General features: G+C 61.3%; 19 protein-coding genes. 9 read left to right on the top strand and 10 right to left on the bottom strand.

Annotation, left to right across the window (positions count from 1 at the left end; translation table 11 throughout):
- The first annotated feature begins 75 nt into the window (after positions 1–75).
- From GDV60_RS08050 to GDV60_RS08040, 3 genes are read left to right on the top strand one after another with little or no spacing between them, the layout of a single operon-like run.
- Complete coding sequence (locus GDV60_RS08050) at positions 76–1,434, top strand: TolC family outer membrane protein (RefSeq protein ID WP_029292390.1); 1,359 nt, start codon at positions 76–78, stop codon at positions 1,432–1,434.
- A 23-nt stretch (positions 1,435–1,457) separates the two neighbouring features.
- Entirely contained in the window at positions 1,458–3,617 is a 2,160-nt protein-coding gene (locus tag GDV60_RS08045; protein WP_159906804.1) for a type I secretion system permease/ATPase, read from the top strand.
- A 10-nt stretch (positions 3,618–3,627) separates the two neighbouring features.
- Positions 3,628–4,983 carry an HlyD family type I secretion periplasmic adaptor subunit gene (locus tag GDV60_RS08040; RefSeq protein WP_029292388.1) on the top strand — a complete coding sequence of 452 codons (1,356 nt, stop codon included), beginning with the start codon at positions 3,628–3,630 and terminating at the stop codon, positions 4,981–4,983.
- Between the two features lie 256 nt (positions 4,984–5,239).
- Here GDV60_RS08040 and GDV60_RS08035 read toward each other — a convergent pair whose 3' ends face one another.
- Positions 5,240–5,836 (bottom strand): tRNA-uridine aminocarboxypropyltransferase, encoded by a 597-nt coding sequence (locus GDV60_RS08035; RefSeq protein ID WP_159906802.1) that lies wholly within the window; start codon positions 5,834–5,836, stop codon positions 5,240–5,242.
- Positions 5,837–5,838: 2 nt separating this feature from the next.
- The gene (locus tag GDV60_RS08030; RefSeq protein ID WP_133714200.1) at positions 5,839–6,732 is read right to left on the bottom strand and encodes a LysR family transcriptional regulator; all 894 of its coding nucleotides are present in this window, start codon (positions 6,730–6,732) and stop codon (positions 5,839–5,841) included.
- Positions 6,733–7,019: 287 nt separating this feature from the next.
- Between GDV60_RS08030 and speB the strand changes: the two genes are divergently transcribed.
- The gene (speB, locus tag GDV60_RS08025) at positions 7,020–7,970 is read left to right on the top strand and encodes an agmatinase (protein ID WP_029292385.1); all 951 of its coding nucleotides are present in this window, start codon (positions 7,020–7,022) and stop codon (positions 7,968–7,970) included.
- Between the two features lie 66 nt (positions 7,971–8,036).
- The gene (locus GDV60_RS08020) at positions 8,037–9,419 is read left to right on the top strand and encodes a sodium:solute symporter (RefSeq protein ID WP_070995126.1); all 1,383 of its coding nucleotides are present in this window, start codon (positions 8,037–8,039) and stop codon (positions 9,417–9,419) included.
- 427 nt (positions 9,420–9,846) lie between these two features.
- Here GDV60_RS08020 and GDV60_RS08015 read toward each other — a convergent pair whose 3' ends face one another.
- The 3 genes from GDV60_RS08015 to GDV60_RS08010 form a co-directional block, all read right to left on the bottom strand.
- Positions 9,847–10,449, bottom strand: a complete 603-nt coding sequence (locus GDV60_RS08015) for a peptidoglycan recognition family protein (RefSeq protein WP_133714199.1) — start codon at positions 10,447–10,449, stop codon at positions 9,847–9,849.
- 255 nt (positions 10,450–10,704) lie between these two features.
- Positions 10,705–10,827, bottom strand: coding sequence for a PA1414 family protein (locus GDV60_RS26765; protein ID WP_003210728.1), 123 nt, complete (start codon positions 10,825–10,827; stop codon positions 10,705–10,707).
- Positions 10,828–10,966: 139 nt separating this feature from the next.
- Positions 10,967–11,860 (bottom strand): LysR family transcriptional regulator, encoded by an 894-nt coding sequence (locus GDV60_RS08010; protein ID WP_029292383.1) that lies wholly within the window; start codon positions 11,858–11,860, stop codon positions 10,967–10,969.
- 102 nt (positions 11,861–11,962) lie between these two features.
- Here GDV60_RS08010 and GDV60_RS08005 point away from each other — a divergent pair, with 102 nt between their 5' ends.
- Positions 11,963–13,129, top strand: coding sequence for a YbfB/YjiJ family MFS transporter (locus GDV60_RS08005; RefSeq protein WP_159906799.1), 1,167 nt, complete (start codon positions 11,963–11,965; stop codon positions 13,127–13,129).
- Here GDV60_RS08005 and GDV60_RS08000 read toward each other — a convergent pair.
- Together GDV60_RS08000 and GDV60_RS07995 are read right to left on the bottom strand one after the other, a co-directional pair.
- On the bottom strand, positions 13,119–13,526 hold the full coding sequence (locus GDV60_RS08000) for a DUF2177 family protein (RefSeq protein ID WP_092234431.1): 408 nt from the start codon (positions 13,524–13,526) through the stop codon (positions 13,119–13,121). The two genes, GDV60_RS08005 and GDV60_RS08000, sit on opposite strands and share 11 nt — an antisense overlap.
- A 66-nt stretch (positions 13,527–13,592) precedes the next feature.
- Positions 13,593–14,429 carry a S1 RNA-binding domain-containing protein gene (locus GDV60_RS07995; protein ID WP_029292380.1) on the bottom strand — a complete coding sequence of 279 codons (837 nt, stop codon included), beginning with the start codon at positions 14,427–14,429 and terminating at the stop codon, positions 13,593–13,595.
- A gap of 333 nt (positions 14,430–14,762) precedes the next feature.
- Between GDV60_RS07995 and GDV60_RS07990 the strand changes: the two genes are divergently transcribed.
- The 3 genes from GDV60_RS07990 (at position 14,763) to GDV60_RS07980 (ending at position 16,815) form a co-directional block, all read left to right on the top strand.
- Complete coding sequence (locus GDV60_RS07990) at positions 14,763–14,942, top strand: hypothetical protein (RefSeq protein ID WP_007946007.1); 180 nt, start codon at positions 14,763–14,765, stop codon at positions 14,940–14,942.
- Between the two features lie 217 nt (positions 14,943–15,159).
- Positions 15,160–15,882, top strand: coding sequence for a TorF family putative porin (locus GDV60_RS07985; protein WP_029292379.1), 723 nt, complete (start codon positions 15,160–15,162; stop codon positions 15,880–15,882).
- 66 nt (positions 15,883–15,948) lie between these two features.
- Entirely contained in the window at positions 15,949–16,815 is an 867-nt protein-coding gene (locus tag GDV60_RS07980) for a DUF6279 family lipoprotein (RefSeq protein WP_159909193.1), read from the top strand.
- Here GDV60_RS07980 and GDV60_RS07975 read toward each other — a convergent pair.
- Genes GDV60_RS07975 through GDV60_RS07965 form a run of 3 tightly spaced genes read right to left on the bottom strand, consistent with a single transcriptional unit; the run spans position 16,812 to position 18,610 of the window.
- On the bottom strand, positions 16,812–17,324 hold the full coding sequence (locus tag GDV60_RS07975; RefSeq protein WP_159906797.1) for a hypothetical protein: 513 nt from the start codon (positions 17,322–17,324) through the stop codon (positions 16,812–16,814). The genes GDV60_RS07980 and GDV60_RS07975 overlap by 4 nt on opposite strands.
- Positions 17,321–17,707: a copper homeostasis periplasmic binding protein CopC gene (copC, locus tag GDV60_RS07970; RefSeq protein WP_029292376.1), complete on the bottom strand. Its 387-nt coding sequence runs from the start codon at positions 17,705–17,707 to the stop codon at positions 17,321–17,323. Before copC ends, GDV60_RS07975 begins: the two co-directional genes overlap by 4 nt.
- 60 nt (positions 17,708–17,767) lie before the next feature.
- Positions 17,768–18,610 (bottom strand): copper resistance protein B, encoded by an 843-nt coding sequence (locus tag GDV60_RS07965; protein ID WP_159906795.1) that lies wholly within the window; start codon positions 18,608–18,610, stop codon positions 17,768–17,770.
- Positions 18,611–18,612: the final 2 nt, after the last annotated feature.

The raw sequence follows: 18,612 nt of genomic DNA, 5'->3' as shown, positions 1-18,612 counted from the left end.
TGAGACGGTTTGCCCCCTAAATTCGTCAAATAAATGGCGACAGACCAGCAGCACTGATACACAGGAGATGTTCCCATGCGCGTCTTTACCCCCCTCTGCAGCGCCATTCTGATCGCCATGGCATGCACCAACACCCAAGCGATGTCGCTGACCCAAGCGATCCAAAGCACGCTGGACACTCACCCGGAACTCAATGCCAGCCGTAACAGCCGGCTGTCGGCCGACGAAGATGTGAAAGTCGCCAAGGGTGGCTTCTATCCCAGCCTCGACCTGAATGCCGCCTATGGCCGCGGCTACAGCGACAACAGCACCACCCGCGCCCGCGGCGGCAACCACCACACCGAGACCGACAATTACACCCAGTCAGAACTGCGCCTGCGCCAGATGCTGTTCGACGGCTTCAACACCTCCAACGAAGTGCAACGCACCGGCGCCGTGGTCAACTCACGTGCCTATTACACCCGCGGCACTGCCGAAAGCCTGGCCCTGCGCACCGTCGAGGTGTACCTGGAAGTGCTCAAGCGCCGCGACCTGCTGACCTTGGCCAAGAACAACCTGCAGGCGCACCTGCGGGTCACCGACCAGATCGGCCTGCGCACCGAGCGCGGCATCGGCAGTACCGCCGACCGCGACCAGTCCACCGCCCGTCGGGCCCTGGCGGACAACAACTACCAGACCGCCATGGTCGACCTGCAAGACGCCGAATCGAATTTTTATAGTGTGGTCGGGCGCATGCCAGACGAACTGGAAAGCCCAGCCTCGATCAAGGGTCAGTTGCCCGCCGACCAACTCGGTGCGCGGCGCAGCATGCTGGAGAACAACCCCTATCTGAAATCCGCCCAGTCCGATGTGATGGCCGCCGAGAGTCAGTACGAAGTAGCCAAGTCGCCGTTCTACCCACGCTTCGACGCCGAGGCTGCGGTGGGCGCCAATAACAATGTGCAGGGCGACCTGGGCCACGACAATGAATGGCGGGTGGGCGTGGTGATGAACTACAACCTGTTCCGTGGCGGCAGCGACAAGGCCCGCCTGGCGTCGGACTCGCACAAGATCAACCAGGCCATGGACATCCGCAACAACGCCCTGCGCATGCTCAACGAGAACCTCAACCTGGCCTGGCACGCCATGGACAACGCACGCATCCAGACCCCCACCGCCCGCGAATACGCCGAAACCACCCAACGGGTGCGCGCGGCCTATCAGGATCAGTTCGGCCTGGGCCAGCGCACTCTGCTGGACCTGCTGGACAGTGAAAACGAGCTGTACAACGCCAACCGGCGCTATACCGAAGTGCGCTACACCGAAGAGTTCTCCATGTACCGCGTGCTGGCCAACATGGGCGAGCTGCTGAACAAGGAGCGCGTGGTGGTGCCGGCCGAAGCCATTGCCCAGTCGGAAGTCAGAAGCGAAGCCCACTTGCCTGACCTGAAGTAGCCAACGACGTGGAGCAGACCGCCGTGAGCCAGATGGAACCGCTGAACCCGGGTGTCGACCCGCGCCAGAGCTTTGATGACCCGTTGCTCGACGGCCTGCTGATCCTGTGCAAGCTGCATGGCTGTACCGTCAGCCGCGCCAGCCTGAGCGCCGGCCTGCCCTTGGCGCAACAACGCCTGAGCCTGGACTTGCTGCCACGGGCAGCGGCCCGGGCCAGCTTGCAGGCGCGGGTATTGCGCCGGGACTTGAAGGCAATCTCGGCGCTCAACCTGCCGGTGCTGCTGCTGCTCAACGAAGGCCGCTGCGCGGTGCTGCGGCGTTGGAGCGAGGATGGCCAGGCGCTGATCCTGCCCAGCGAAGCCGAAGGCGGCGAACAGTGGGTCAGCCGCGAGGAGCTCGACGCTGCCTACAGCGGCCAGGCCCTGTTCGCCCGGCCACGGCACGAGATCGAAGACCTGCGCGCGCCATTGGTGCCGCGGGTCGAGGCGTGGTTTCGCGACACCTTGAAGCTGTCGCGCTGGCTGTACAGCGATGCGATTCTCGCCAGCTTGCTGATCAACCTGCTGGGCCTGATGGTGCCGCTGTTTGTCATGCAGACCTACGATCGCGTGGTGCCGAACCAGGCCACGTCGACCTTGTGGGTCCTGGTGATCGGCCTGCTGATCGGCACGGGTTTCGAGCTGGTGCTGCGGGTGGTGCGCGCCCACTTGCTGGACACCGCCGGCAAGAAGACCGACGTGATTCTTTCGGCCACCCTGTTCGAGCGCATCACCGGCATGTCGATGAAGGCGCGCCCGGCCACCATCGGCGGTTTCGCCCAGAGCATCCATGACTTCCAGGGCCTGCGCGAGTTTCTCACCGCCGTGACCCTCACCAGCCTGATCGACCTGCCCTTCGCCGTGCTGATGCTGGTGGTGATCGGCCTGCTCGGCGGTTGGCTGGTGATCATTCCTTTGTGTGCGTTCCCGCTGACCATCGGCTTTGCGATGCTGATCCAGGCTCGCCTGCGCGACACCGTGCAAAAAAGCCTGAGCCTGGGCGCCGAACGCCAGGCGTTGTTGATCGAAACCCTCGGCGGCCTGGAAACCCTCAAGGCCTGCAGCGCCGAAAGCGAGCGCCAGCACCAGTGGGAAAGCACCCATGGCGCCCTCACCCGCCTCGATAGCCACGCGCGCAACCTCTCGGCGCTGGCCACCAATGGCACGTTGTTCATCCAGCAGTTTTCCGGGATGGCAACGATTGTCGCCGGGGTCTACAGCATCATCGCCGGCAGCCTCAGTGTCGGTGCGCTGGTGGCCACCTACATGCTCGGCAGCCGGGTACTGGCGCCGCTGGGGCAGATTGCCGGGTTGATCACCCGCTATCAGCAGGCGCAATTGACCATGCGCAGCACCGACGCGTTGATGGCCCTGCCCCAGGAGCGCGACCCGCAACAGCGCCCCCTGGAACGCACGCAACTGACGGGCGCCCTGGAAGTCAGCCAGGTGACCTTCCACTACGCCGGGCAAAACGCCCCGGCCCTGAGCCAGGTCAGTTTCCAGCTCAAGGCGGGCGAGCGCGTGGGGATTATCGGGCGCAGCGGCTCGGGCAAAAGCACCCTGGGCCGGCTGGTGATGGGTTTTTACACCCCAGAAGAAGGCCAATTGCTGCTCGACGGTCTCGACCTGCGGCAACTGGACGTGACCGACCTGCGCCAGCAAGTGGGCTACGTGGCCCATGATCTGCCGCTGCTGGCCGGTAGCCTGCGCGACAACCTGACCCTGGGCGCGCGCTATATCAGCGATGCGCGGATGCTCGAAGTGGCCGAACTGACCGGCGTCAGCGAGCTGGCCCGTCAACACCCCCAAGGCTTCGACCGGCCGGTGGGCGAGCGCGGGCAACTGCTGTCCGGCGGCCAACGCCAGGCGGTGTTGCTGGCCCGCGCGCTGCTGCTCGACCCGCCGATCCTGCTGCTGGACGAACCCACCAGCGCCATGGACAACAGCAGCGAAGAAACCCTGCGCCAGCGCCTGGAACTATGGGTCAAGGGCAAGACGTTGCTCCTGGTCACGCACCGCACCTCGATGCTCAGCCTGGTCGACCGTTTGATCGTGCTGGACAACGGCCGCATCGTGGCCGACGGCCCCAAAGAAAGTGTGATCGATGCATTGCGCAAGGGCCGTGTCGGCTCGGCCGCCGTCTAGGAGCCCCACCATGTCAGCCACTCCCTCATCACCGGGCTACTTCAAGAGTTTTGGCAAAACCGCCGACAGCGAATTCATGCCCGAACTGGCGGGCGCTGCACTGCAGGATTCGCCGCGCCGTTCACGGATTATCGTGTGGCTCACCGCTGGCCTGCTGATCTGCGCCCTGCTGTGGGCCAACTTTGCCGTGCTCGATGAAGTGACCATGGGCGAAGGCAAGGCCATCCCGTCGAGCAAAGTGCAGGTGATCCAGAACCTGGAGGGTGGCATCGTCACCCAGATTTACGTGCGCGAAGGACAGATGGTGGACAAGGGCGACAAGTTGCTGCAACTGGACGACACGCGGTTTCGCTCGAACAAGGGCGAAAGCGAAGTCGACCGTTATGCCCTCACCGCCCAGGTCGAACGCCTGTCCGCCGAGGCCGAGGGGCGGCCGTTCAAATTGTCCGATGAAGTGATCGCCAAGGCCCCGCAAGTGGCCGAGGACGAACGCTCGTTGTTCGAACAACGCCAGCGGCGCTTGAGCAGCGAACAGCGGACCTTGAGCGAACAACTGCGGCAGAAAACCCAGGAGCTGGCGGAATTCCGCTCCAAGCAGGGCCAATTCAGCTCCAGCCTCGCCCTGCTGCAGCAAGAGATGAACATGTCGGCGCCGCTGGTGGGCACCGGCGCGGTCTCGCCAGTGGAAATCCTGCGCCTCAAACGCAGCGCCGTGGAGATCCGTGGTTCATTGAACGCCACCACCCTGGCGATCCCACGGGCGGAGTCGGCGATCAATGAGATCAAGAGCAAAATCGACGAATCGGTGCAGACCTTCCGCTCGGAAGCGGCCAAGGAGCTCAACGAAAAGCGCACTGATCTATCGAAAATCACCGCCACCAGCATCGCCATTGATGACCGTGTCAGCCGCACCACCGTGGTCTCGCCGGTCCATGGGGTGATCAAGCAACTGAAGGTCAACACCATCGGCGGCGTGGTCCAACCGGGCAGCGACATGGTGGAAATCGTACCGCTGGAAGACAACCTGCTGATCGAGGCCAAAGTGCGGCCCCAGGACGTAGCCTTCTTGCATCCGGGGCAGAAGGCGATGGTCAAGTTCAGTGCCTACGACTACACCATCTACGGCGGGCTCGCGGCAAAACTGGAGCTGATCGGCGCCGATACGATTACCGACGACAAGGGCAACAGCTTCTACCTGATCCAGGTGCGCACCGATAAGAACCATTTGGGCGGGGAGAAAAAACCGCTGCTGATCATCCCGGGGATGGTGGCAACGGTGGACATTATTACCGGGGAGAAAAGCGTGCTGGATTACTTGCTCAAGCCGGTGCTGAAGGCGAGGACGGAGGCGATGCGCGAGCGTTAACGGTGTTTGCGCGGGCGCTTAAACCCAACTAGATAGGGCTGCAGTGGCGAGCGGGCTTGCCCCGCGCTGGGCTGCAAAGCAGCTCCAAAACCAACCGCTACGGAGTATTTGATATACCGCATTCGACTGACTGGGGCTGCTTTGCAGCCCAGCGCGGGGCAAGCCCGCTCGCCACAGGGAAATCGTCAGTTTCTAAAAGCTGTGTAGGTACCTGTGCCCTTCGCGTCGCTGTGATGGCCCCACCTCGGTGCCCCTACTAATCCCCCCCATGATTGCGCTGGAAAACCTCTTCCCCCATCGCCGCAATCTGCCCCTCGATCAACGCCTCGAACGGTCGCAATAACGGCTCGAATGACTGCGGCGCCTCCAGCACCGTCAACGCCTGCACGATCGCCTCCACCGTCGACAACGCCCCCGGCCCCGGTGCCTTGCGCAACCGATAACGGGACACGGCGCCCGCCGTCAGCGTCACCCGTGGCAACGCCGCCAGCAGCGGGTTGAGGTGCAGCAATTTACGCGCCTTGCGCCAGGTGCCGTCGGGCACCACCAGCAGCAGCGGCTCATCGGATGGGCGGTAAGCCTGCAGCGGCTGGGCATCTTCAGCAGGGAATAATAGGCGTGCCTGGTAGCCCGGCGCGTTCAGCAGCGTAGGCAAATTCTCGAAAATCTCACCCACCACCAGTTGCGCATTCACCAGGCCCAACGCGGCCAGACGTGCGGTGTTGAGGGCATGGTTGACCTCGCTGGGATGTTGCAACAGCAACACCCGGGTGCGGCTGTCCAGGCTCGGGATCAGCGCGCACAGGCAGTGGGTGGTCGGCCGCAGGCAGCGGGGGCATTGGAGTCTGGACATGTTCAGGCCTGATTGAGCTGTGCTTTGAGTAAGTCGCGGAAGGTCTGGATCAACGGTTCGCGGCTGCGCCCACGGCGCATGATCAGCGAAAACGGCGCCTGGTAGCCAAAAGTCGCGGGCAGCAGCACCCGCAAGTCGCCCTTGTCAGCCCAGGCCTGGGCGTAGTGTTCGGGCAAGTAGCCGACGTAGGCACCGGACAGCACCAGGATCAACTGCGCTTCCATACTTTCTACCGTCGCGGCGCTGTGTTTGAAGCCGTGGCGCGCCAGTTCCGCCTGGCTCCAATACCCGCGCCCGACCATGCGTTGCTGGGTAATCACCTGTTCGGGGATGCGCCGCTCGCTGAACAGTGGATGGCGCGAACTGCAGTAAAGCCAGTGTTGCTCGCGGTACAACGGCATGTAGATCAAGCCGCTCATGCGGTTGGAGAAGGCGCCGATGGCCAGGTCCAGGCGATTGTCCTGGACCCCGAGTTGCAGCTCGTAGGGGCTCATGACCGACAAATGCAAATGCACGGCCGGGTGCTCAAGGCTGTAGGCGCCGATGACTTCAGCGAATGGCAGGGCCTTGTCGCTGACGGTGGAGTCGAGCACGCCCAGTTTGAGCGTGCCACGCAGCTCGCCTTTGAGCGCCGCCGCATACTGCTCGAAGCCCTCCAACTCGGCCAGCAGGCGCAAGGTTTCCTGATGAAACAGCTCACCCTTGCTGGTCAGGCTGAAACCGCCCCGCCCACGATGGCACAACACCAGGCCCAGGGCGCCTTCCAACTGGCTCATATAGGTACTGATGGCGGACGTCGACAGGTTGAGTTCGTGCTGGGCACTGGCAAACCCTTGGTGGCGCACCACGCTGACGAAGATGCGCAACAGTTTCAGGTCGGGCAAGGCGCTGGCCATGGAACCTCCAGGCAAAAAATCGGCTGACAGGCCCATTCCCTGTAGGAGCGAGCTTGCTCGCGAAAAACCTGAGAGCGCCGCGTACATTCTGAATGCCCGCGTCATCGTTAACGTTTTTCGCGAGCAAGCTCGCTCCTACAGGGAACAGGTTTTGCACACCGGTGGAGTCTACCCCAGGCATTAGTTCAGAAAAATCTGAACTAAGTATTTTCCCGCAGCGATTCTTCCCGTGTCCGACATTTCGCAGAATCGGCCTCTGATAACCACAACAACGATGAGGCACTCCCGTGGACAAGATCTTTCACCAACCACTGGGCGGCAATGAAATGCCGCGCTTTGCCGGCATCGCCACCATGATGCGCCTGCCCCACCTGCAAACCGCAGCCGGCCTGGATGCGGCCTTTGTCGGCGTGCCCCTGGATATTGGCACCTCGCTGCGCGCCGGGACCCGCTTCGGGCCCCGCGAAATCCGCGCCGAGTCGGTGATGATCCGCCCCTACAACATGGCCACCGGCGCCGCACCGTTCGACTCGCTGTCAGTGGCCGACATCGGCGATGTGGCGATCAACACCTTCAACCTGCTGGACGCCGTGCGCATCATCGAAGAATCCTACGATGAGATCCTCAAGCACGACGTGATCCCGCTGACCCTGGGCGGCGACCACACCATCACCCTGCCGATCCTGCGGGCGATCCACAAGAAGCACGGCAAGGTCGGGCTGGTGCATATCGATGCCCACGCCGACGTCAATGACCATATGTTCGGCGAGAAAATCGCCCACGGCACCACCTTCCGCCGTGCCGTCGAAGAGGGCCTGCTCGATTGCGACCGCGTGGTGCAAATCGGCCTGCGCGCCCAGGGCTATACCGCCGAAGACTTCAACTGGAGCCGTAAACAGGGGTTCCGCGTGGTCCAGGCCGAAGAGTGCTGGCACCAGTCCCTCGCGCCGTTGATGGCCGAAGTCCGGGAAAAGGTCGGCGGCGGCCCGGTGTACCTGAGTTTCGACATCGACGGCATCGACCCGGCCTGGGCACCCGGTACCGGCACCCCGGAAATCGGCGGGCTGACCACCATCCAGGCGATCGAGATTATCCGTGGCTGCCAGGGCCTGGAGCTGATTGGTTGTGACCTGGTGGAAGTTTCACCGCCCTACGACACCACCGGCAACACCTCGTTGCTGGGCGCCAACCTGCTGTATGAAATGCTCTGTGTACTGCCTGGTGTCACGCACCGCTGATGTAGCGCGGGGCCATGTGCCCCGCGCCTGAACACCGATAAAAATAATAATTGGAGATTCGCCACCATGGCTGTGGATCTATTCGTCGTACTTATCTACGCCGCCGGCATGCTCGTGCTCGGCTATTTGGGCATGCGCCGGGCCAAGACCCATGAAGACTACCTGGTCGCCGGGCGCAACCTGGGGCCGACCCTGTACATGGGCACCATGGCGGCAACGGTACTCGGTGGCGCTTCCACCGTGGGCAGCGTGCGCCTGGGTTATGTCCACGGCATTTCCGGCTTCTGGCTCTGCGCAGCGCTGGGCGCGGGGATCATCGCGCTGAACCTGTTCCTCGCCAAGCCCTTGCTCAAGCTGAAAATCTTCACCGTGACCCAGGTCCTGGAGCAGCGCTACAACCCCACGGCCCGCCAGGCCAGCGGGTTGATCATGCTGGCCTACGCGCTGATGCTGGCAGTGACCTCGATCCTGGGGATCGGCACCGTATTGCAAGTGATGTTTGACCTGCCCTTCTGGGCCGCCATCCTGCTGGGCGGCGGCGTGGTGCTGGTGTATTCGACCATCGGCGGCATGTGGTCACTGACCTTGACCGATATCGTGCAGTTCGTGATCAAGACCGTCGGCCTGATGTTTATCCTGCTGCCGATCTGCCTGTACCGCGTGGGCGGCTGGGATGAGCTGGTGGCCAAGCTGCCAGCGGCCAGTTTCAGCTTCACCAGCATCGGCTGGGACACCATCATCACCTACTTCATGATCTACTTTTTCGGCATCCTGATCGGCCAGGACATCTGGCAACGGGTCTTTACCGCCCGGGACGAAAAGGTCGCCAAGTATGCAGGCACTTTCGCCGGTTTCTACTGCATCCTCTACGGCCTGGCCTGTGCCCTGATCGGCATGGCCGCCCATGTGCTGATCCCGGACCTGGACAACGTCAACAACGCCTTCGCCGCCATCGTCAAACTGTCGCTGCCCGATGGCCTGCGTGGCCTGGTGATCGCCGCGGCCCTGGCGGCCATGATGTCCACGGCCAGCGCCGGGCTGCTCGCCGCATCCACCGTGCTCACCGAAGACCTGCTGCCACGCCTGCGCGGCGGCAAACAGTCGAGCCTGAACATCAACCGCCTGTTCACCCTGCTGACCGGCATCGCCGTGCTGGCTATCGCCTTGGTGGTAACCGATGTGATCAGTGCCTTGACCCTGGCCTATAACCTGCTGGTCGGCGGCATGTTGATCCCGTTGATCGGCGCGATCTACTGGAAACGCGCGACTACTTCGGGCGCAATCAGCGCCATGGCACTGGGGTTTGCCACGTCGCTGGTGTTCATGATCAAGGATGGTCTGGAGGCAAACACACCGATCTACTACAGCCTGGGCGTGAGTGTGGTGAGTTTTGTGCTGGTGAGCATGCTGTCGCGCCGGCCACAGGTGGCGGTGGCCGACGCGGCTTGAATAAAGCTTTCTTCAGCGGGTGCGACGTCGGTGTCGCATCCGTTTTTTTAATCCCCGGGTTTTGCAAACAGGTCGCTGCACTCTTCACAAGTAAAGTACTGCTCTGCCGACGGACACTGGACGACCCCAGTGGCTCCCGCCCTTACCTGCCACGTACAAACCTGCCCGTTGTACTTCAGACTGCCCTCCAAATAGCAAGGTGCCCACTCGTAACGGTCATGCAGGGTGCGGCTATCAATCTTCGACGCTCGTTGGAAAAACGCCCGCACACGGCTTGGGTCGAGTGGCACGTCAGAAGACCGGCAACTCTCGGGTTCCTGGGATTGGAAGCTGGAGATAACAATGCTTTCAAGGTCGGGCGTGTTGTGCAGATCCGTACATCCCGCAAGAACGAGTAATGCGCCAATCGGCCACACTTTGATCGTCATCATTCCCACACCGCACTACTGGCTTCACCTGGGTTTTTATAGGATATCTGCGGATGCCTGTAGACATCACCCGAGGATAGGTTGAAATGAACATACAACTCGTTAACGAGCCATTGAAGGGATTGGTTCTGGGCGGCGGTAACGGTCTCATACCGAGAGGTATCCAAGTGCTTGCCCACCAGTTCGATGCCAATAGAGTCGGAGTTCACGGGATAGCGTTCAGGATAGCTTTTGGCTCGCTCATGCGCGTCCAACGCCTTGATCTGCGCAGTCCACGATAACGTTTGAATGCGGGCCATCTGCGCGCTGTCACACGTTTTTTTATCAATCGCCAAGCACTTCGAGCGAATGAGTTTTCCAACGTGGTAACAGCGTTTTTTCAAACTGGCCGTCTGGTAAACAAAACCATTTTTATCAATCAGAAAGTGCGCACCACTGCCTTTTGCGAGATAGCCATTGAACGTATGTTGCGCCGTCGGTGCATCCGTCTGGTGGACAACTAAAGCCTGTACACCGTGCAAATCCCCATGCTCAATCGCGTTAAATCGACGCAGTATCACTTTGTCGGAGATCAGCATTCCATCACTGTTAACAAACGACATACCCCTGCCTTCCTTCCTTGAAGAGAGCAGGAATATAAAACGTCCAAATATAGAAAAGGTCGAGGGAGCAGACAAAAGGAAACGTCCGACCAGAATACTTCCATGATCAGACAAAGCGAGCGCAACTTAATTTAGGAACGTGGTCTTCGACTGGCGCGGTTCTATCACATACGAGCACGCGCCCATCCACTGTGTTCCTGGGAAAGCGTAACCAGTGATCGCGCTCAAACCCTGTGTTTGAGCGCTTTTCCGGGCTTACCTGCGACGCGGGCGGCGCTGTTCGTCATCGGTGCGGATAGGCACCGGTTGCAGCGGTGGCTCGATCAAGCCGAGTGCGACGCCGAGGTCGTGCAGCCAGTTTTGCAGTTTTTCTTTCATGGTGCCCCCTTTGAGGGTAGTGCCGAGCAGCTGGAATTCTGTGGCTGCTTCCTACAGATAGTAGTACTAAGTCCCACGCAATGCTTGCCTGAAACCGCAACGAACCATTACTGAATTGATACAAATCCTGACGATGCGGTCAGGCAATCGCTCGCGCCTCTTGTACAGGCCGCGTCTTGCCCTCTTGCTGCAGGTCAATCCACGCGTTGAGATTAGCCCCGAGCATGCCCTTGCGCCACATCAGCCAGGTGGTCGCGTGGGCAAACGGCTCGGCCAGGGGGTGGATCGAGACGCTGTGCTTGCCGGGCAGGCTGTCGAGCATCGATTCGGACATCAACGCCACCCCGGAACCGGCGATCACACACGCAAGCATGCCTTGATACGACTCAATCTCGATGGCCCGCCCCATGGCTACGCGGTCGTGGGAAAACCACGCTTCCAGGCGCGCCCGATACGAACAACTGCGTCGGAAGGTGAACACCGAGCGCCCGGCCACATCCTGCGGGCCGCGTACCGGCGGGTGGTCCGCCTCGCAGATCAGCAGCAAGCGCTCCTCGCACAACGGCACACCGTCCAGGGTCGCCAAGGTCAATGGGCCATCCACCAGCGCCGCATCCAGACGCCCGGTGATCAGGCCTTCAAGCAGCTCACCGCTGGGCGCCGACTGCACTTGCAGGTTCACCATCGGGTAAGCCTTGTGATACTGCGCCAGCAGTTTCGGCAAATGGATCGCGGCGGTGCTGTACATGCTGCCCAGCACAAAGTCCCCGGCTGGTTGCCCGCCCTGCACGGCACCGTGCGCTTCGTCGTGCAGCGCCAGAAGCCGCGTGCTGTAGTCGAGCAGCACCTTGCCAGCCGGCGACAATTGCAGGCGCTGGCGCTCGCGCACGAACAACTCGACACCCAATTGCTCTTCCATTTGCTTGAGACGGGTCGAGAGGTTCGACGGCACCCGGTGCAGGCGCTCTGCTGCACGGGTGATAGAGCCCTCTTCGGCCACAGCCTGGAAAATACGCAATTGGCTGAACTCCACGACCATTCTCCTTAACTGAACAAGTTGCTCAGTATTATTCATTTTTACTGAATAACAATCCACCTTAACCTGGGGTCATCGCTTCTTGCAGGAATTTGCCCCATGTCTCCCCTGATTCGCTTACTCGCCAGTTTTATCGCCCTGATGATGGCCATGGGCATTGGCCGCTTTGCCCTCACCCCGCAAATGCCACACTTGCTCAGCGAAGGGCAAATCGACCTGACCGAGGCCGGGCTGATCGCCGCAGCCAACTACCTGGGCTATTTCGTGGGGGCCGTGGACTCGATGTTCGCGCGCAGTCATCACCACATACGCGGGCGGCTGCTCGGCGGGTTGTGGTTGTGTGTGCTGCTGACCCTGGCATCGTTCTGGGCCAGCGGCTTCTGGTCGCACCTGATATTGCGCTTTGGCACGGGCGTGGCCAGCGCCTGGGTGCTGGTGATGATTACCGGCCTGAGCCAACCCCTGGCGATTGCCGCCGGGCGCCCGCGATTAGGAGCATTGGTATTTGCCGGGCCTGGGCTGGGGATACTGCTCACGGGACTGTTGGCATTGGGCTCGAACCTGCTGCGCGAGGATTCGGCGACGTTGTGGCTGGTGTATGGCGTGGTCGCCCTGGGCATGTTGCTGGTGATCCTGCCGTTGCTGCCCCAGCCTGACAGAGGACAGCCGCAGAGCAGCAGCGCCACTACCGGGAGCAATGGCAGCATCGCGCATCTGGGCTGGGTTTACTTGTTGTTTGGCTTGGGCTACATCATCCCCGCCACGTTCCTGTCACAAATGGCCAGCGCGCAGTTCAAGGGCGCCTGGCAGGCGGACCTGTTCTGGCCGTGCTTTGGCCTCGCGGCAGCCCTGGGTGTGTTGCTGGTCAGCCTGCGCAAGCCCAACCCCGACACTACACGCTATTGGTTGATGGCCACCCTATGGCTGCAAGCGGCCGGCGTCTTCGCTTGTTTGCTGGGCAATGGTGTGGGTTTGGCATTGGGCGTAGTGCTGTGCGGTCTGCCGTTCCTGGCGTGCATGCAACTGGTGATGCAGCGCCTGCGGGAAATCGCACCCCACGGTGCGCAACGCAGCACGGGGCTGCTGACGGCATGTTTTGCCCTGGGCCAGTTAAGTGGCCCACTGCTGGCCTCGTTGAGTAGCCACCTTAGCGGCGGCTTGCAGCCGGCGCTGATAGTGGCGGGCACCGGCCTGATACTGGCCGGTGCATTGCTGCTACGACCGGCCCCGGCACCGATTGATTGCCGGGCGCGGCTCAGCCCCTGACGCGGTGCGCCGCCCCGTACCCCAGCAAGCAGCACGCAGCCGTGAGGCAGGTGCCCCACGCCATGTCCATCAATGCCAGGCCCGCCGACCAGCCTTGCAAGGTCGCCCAGTTGCTCAGGTCATAGGTGCCATAGGCCACCAACCCGAGCAAGGCGCCCAGGCGGGCGGCCCGTTGCCAGCCACCACTGGCCAGCGCCGGCAGCACCACAAAAGCCACACAGCCGAATACATAAAGGAAGTAGAACAGTGCCGCCGGCAGCAATCGCGGTTGTTCAAGCATCAGCGGCCCCAGCAGGGCCTTGTAGGTCGACCCCATCAACACGCCAAGCCAGAGGCCATCGAGCACTAAAAAAGCCAATAACGTACCGAGGTAAGCAAACACGACTTTTTTGCCCATGACGACACCCTACTGTAGGAGCCGGCATGCCGGCGATAGCGACTCCTACACAAGAGCAGGTTGCAGTCAGCTTAGTTCAATACGATCAGCGTGAATCACGATCTGGCCCTGCTTGTACAGCGCACCAATGGCCTTCTTGAAGTTGCCCTTGCTCACGCCAAACAAGTTGCTGATCACGGTCGGGTCGCTCTTGTCGCTGACCGGCAGGCTGCCGTTGTTTTCACGCAACTTGGCGAGGATCTTCGAGTTCAGGCTGGACGCCGCTTGCTCGCCGACCGGTTGCAGGCTCAGGCTGATATTGCCGTCGGCGCGGATCTCCTTGATGAACCCCTTCTCTTCCTTGCCCGGACGCAGGAACTTGAACACTTCGTTCTTGTGGATCAGGCCCCAGTGCTTGTTGTTGATGATCGCCTTGAACCCCATATCAGTGGCTTCGGCAACCAGCAAATCAACTTCCTGGCCCACGGTGTAGTTGGCCGGGGTCTTGTCCAGGTAACGGTCCAGGCGCGCAGTGGCGGTGATGCGCTTGGTGTGCTTGTCGAGGTAGACATGCACCACGCAGTATTCACCGGCAGTCAGTTGGCGCTTTTCCTCGGAGTAAGGCAGCAGCAGGTCCTTGGGCAGGCCCCAGTCGAGGAATACCCCGATGCTGTTGACTTCTACCACTTTCAGGCTGGCAAACTCACCCACCTGCACTTTTGGTTTTTCAGTGGTGGCGATAAGTTTGTCATCGCTGTCCAGATAAATAAAAACGTTAAGCCAGTCTTCATCTTCACTGGGAATATCTTTGGGAATATAACGATTAGGCAAGAGGATTTCGCCCTCTTGCTCACCATCCAGATACAAACCAAAGTTAGTGTGTTTAACCACTTGCAAACTGTTGTAGCGCCCGACTAAAGCCATTTCCAATACCCTCATTGCGTGGGCGGCATTCTACCCGAGTTGAAGGCAGCGGTCCCGTGTCCAGGCGCGCAACCCTGAAAAATCGCGGGTTTGCCAGGGGATTTCAGGCAACCGCTCCGCTCGTCAGGTCGGGCTGGGTGCTGGCATCGATGGGCGGCTGGAGTTTTCCCCTCGGGTTTCTATTTAAAACAGCGAGTTAGGGCCCTCAACCATAGATCAACTTAGGTTTTTATAATAACGCAGCTTATTCCTGGGAGATATTTACCAAGCAATTGTCAAGCATTTCATGTACGATGCCTGGCCAAGTTAATTTTCTACAGGTTAGTGGCCGCCATGCGCGTAAAAGCATCCAACAGCAAAGCAAAGCCAGCTCCCGCCGTTGAAACCAGCGAATCGATCAACAACCAAATCGCCGCGTTCCTCAAGTCCGGTGGCGAAATCCAGCAGATCGCCAAGGGCGTGAGCGGCCAGACTTTCGGCCCGTCCAAGCAGATCACCCTGGGTAAGAAGTAAGCGCGAAGCCGCCTACGCCTCCCACCTGGTCCCTAAGCGTCTTGCCTATCAAGGCGCTAGGACTAGAGCCAGCACCCTCCCCCCGACACACTTTCAACCCCGCCAATCGACGAACGGGCCTCAGCCCCTGACTTTCGCCGGTATGCTTGCACACGTCTAGATCGGGCGTTTGCCCGATTCCTTCTGTTACTGCTCCTCGCTTTTCATGGAGTGACGCATGCTCAAGCCGTGCATTTTCCTGGTCAGCGCCCTGCTCGCCAGCCCCCTCGCCGACGCGCAGGTTTTCCAGCGTGAACTGGGCGACTTCGACTTGAAACTGGGGACTACGCCCAGTCGCAGCATGGCCCAGGGCCTGGTCAAACCCACCTCTCCGGGCAGCAACTCGTTCCACGGCGGCCTCGACCTGAGCCACGCCAGCGGTCTGTATTTCGGCCAGTTTTCGCCGAGCATGGGCCTGTCACCCGCCAGTAACCTGGAAGTCGATTCCTATTTGGGCTTCAAGCGCCCGTTCGACCAGACCCTGGGCTATGAACTGGGGATGATCCACTACAGCTACCCCAAGTTGAGCCCGCTCGACAGCCAGGAGTTCTACGGCGGCCTGAACTTGCTGGGCAATCGCTTTGGCGTGTCATTGGGCAACGACCCCGATCGTCGCGACAGCACCCTGTTTGCCGACCTGGGCGGCACCCAACCGTTTGGCATTGGCGTGAGCATGAAGTACACCACTCATCAGTTAGGCGCTCCGGCATCGGTGGAGGGCGGCTCGATCCGTAGTTTCAGCGACTGGTCGGTGAAGTTCTCCCGGCCGTGGATGGGCGTCGACCTGGACCTGATCTACAGCGACTCCAGCCTCAGCGGCAGCGACTGCTCGGCCTACTCCGGACACAATTCGCAATGTGATGGCCTGTTGACCCTCAAGGCCGAGCGATCGTTTTATTGATGGGCTGAACTGTCACGCCCCCGGCGAGTTCAGATGAACATCCCTGGACTGCGCAAGGACTCGCCCATGCTGTATCGGTTAAGAATCCTGGTGGCCTTGCTGGCCCTGAGCGTGCTGCTTGCCGGCTGCAACCGCGTGGGCCTGGCCTATCGCAACCTCGACGTGATCATCCCCTGGACCCTCAACGACTACCTGGACATGAACGCCGGGCAGAAAAGCTGGTTCAACGACACCCTCAAGGACCACCTGGCCTGGCACTGCACCACCCAATTGCCCGGCTACCTCGACTGGCTCGACCGCCTGCAACAGATGGTCGACAACCATCAGGTCAGTGATGCGGCCCTGCAAACCCGCACCCTCGAAGCCAAGCAGGCCATCGCCGACGTCGCCCGGCAGATCACTCCATCCGCCATCCAATTGCTACGCGGGCTGGACGAGCAGCAGGTACGGGAGATGGATCAAGCGCTGGCCAAGGACCTGCGTAAACGCCAGGACGAATACCTCAAGCCACCCCTGGCGCAACAGATCAAGGACCGTAGCGAACGCATGAACAAACGCCTGGACGCTTGGCTCGGCCCGTTGAGCGCCAGCCAGCAAGAGCGTGTGCTGGCCTGGTCCACCGCCCTGGGGGCGCAGAACCAGCAATGGATCGGCAACCGCGCCCATTGGCAGGCGCAGTTCATCGCGGCCGTTAACCAACGGGCTAGCAGCGACTTCCCGCGCAAGATGGAGCAACTGCTGGTGGACCGTGAAAGCCTGTGGACCGCAGATTATCGCCAGGCCTATGCCCAGACCGAAGCGGCGGCCCGCAGCCTGCTGGTGGATTTGATGGCCGAAAGCACGGTGCAACAACGACAGAAGCTGGTGCAGAAAATCGATAAAGTGCGCAGCGACTTCCAGTCCCTCAAGTGCCTCAAGGGCAGCCCAGCCTAGCCCGATGCCATTGGGCCCAGCGTCCCCAGCCACGCGACCAGCCCCAGGATCAGCAGCACCGCACCGAATTCCACGCTCAGGCTACGCCGCAGGGCGCGACAGGCCAGCGTGTGTTGGCCAGCCTCCACCGCCCAGGTCGCCAGCCACACACTGGCGCTGGGCCACATTGCACCGATCAAGGCAACCAGAGCGGCCACCAGCAACACGCCGATACGCAGCATCCAGGTCAAGCCAAACTCGGTCTGCCACAGCATCATCTGCAGATGCGGCCCAAGTGCCTGCCACTCTTGCTCACCGCTCATGGCTCGGGTCATGACCAGCAGCGAAGCCATCGAGAGCAACATGCCAAGCAGCGCGGTCCCTGCCAGCCAGCCTTTGAAATTCAACACCGCGCCGGATAGCCGCTCCGATGCCTTCAGCCCATACAGACCAAACAAGCCCAAGCCGAACAGCAGCATCAGGTCCAGGTACAGCGCAAACCGCAAGGCAATGCCCACAGACTCACTCATGGCCGGACGCTGAACACCACATCGCCGGTAATGGGGTGGGTGTCTGACGACACCGCGCGCCAGTCCACCCGGTAGGTCCCGGCCGGCAGCGGCGCCGCAGGCTTGATCAGCATCACCTTGGGGTCGCTGCTGCCCGACACACTGGCCTTGATGGGCATGGGCGAATGGGCCATGCCGGGCATCGCCGTCATGATCAGCTTGGCGCCCGAAAACTGGGTCAGCAGGTTTTCCGAAAAGTGCAGCTCAATGGTCTCGGGGGCCGGCCCGCTTGCCCCGGCCGCAGGCAGTGAAGACAGCAACTTCGGATGGGCCCAGGAAGGCCCGCTGAGCAATAATCCGGAACACAGCGCAACCGCCACCCACGTGGTTTTAAACACAGACATGCAAGGCTCCTGGCCGCTCATGGCGACAGGTTATAGGTAGAGTTTTTTAATCAGCATCCATCAAAACCACAGGCGTACACCCAGTACCCAGCGCACCTCGCTGCGGTCCTCGCCCTCGTCCCTGGCGTACTCGGCCGTCTGGCCGTAGGCACGATTCCAGGTCACCCCGACGTAAGGCGCAAACTCGCGACGGATTTCGTAACGCAGCCGCACCCCAACCTCGGTTTGCGCAAGGCCTGAGCCAATCCCGCGCCCGGGATCGTTTTTCCCGTAAAAGTTGGCCTCGGCGGTAGGCTGCAGCACCAGCCGATTGGTCAGCAAAATATCGTAGTCCCCTTCGAGGCGCGCCGCGGTCTGCCCGCCTTCACCGACAAACAGCGTGGCCTCGGCCTCGAAGTTGTACAGGGCCATGCCTTGCAGGCCGAACGCCGCCCAACTCTGGCTGTCACCGGGCTTGAAGTCCTGGCGCATACCGGCCACCACATCCCACCACGGGCTGATGGCGTGGCCCCATAACGCCTGGACCTCGGCCTTTTCAGTCTTGCCCTTGGCGCGCTCACCTTCGGTGCGCAACCACAAGCGGTCGATATCACCGCCGATCCAGCCCTTGGCATCCCAGCCCACGGCGCGGCCATCGTCAGAGCCTTGCCATTCCAGTTGGTTGATCACAAACAACGAGTTGATGCCACTGTCATGCACCACATGCCCGCCCGGGGCGTTGTAGACCGCGGCGCGGTCGGCATCGGTCAGCGGTGGAATCGGCGTACGACTCTGACTGCTGGCCGCCGGTGTCGCTGGCGTCATGCCCTGCATCTGGCTGTGGTCCATGGTTTCGGCGCTGGCCAACGCTACGGGGGCAAATGTCGCGATCAGTAGCGCAGCGGGGCGAAATAGATGGCTCATGC

This window comes from Pseudomonas sp. DTU12.1, assembly GCF_009873475.1.
Taxonomy (GTDB): Bacteria; Pseudomonadota; Gammaproteobacteria; order Pseudomonadales; family Pseudomonadaceae; genus Aquipseudomonas; species Aquipseudomonas proteolytica.
The sequence above is the reverse complement of the archived record's forward strand: the minus strand, read 5'-3'. Positions and strand labels throughout refer to the sequence as shown.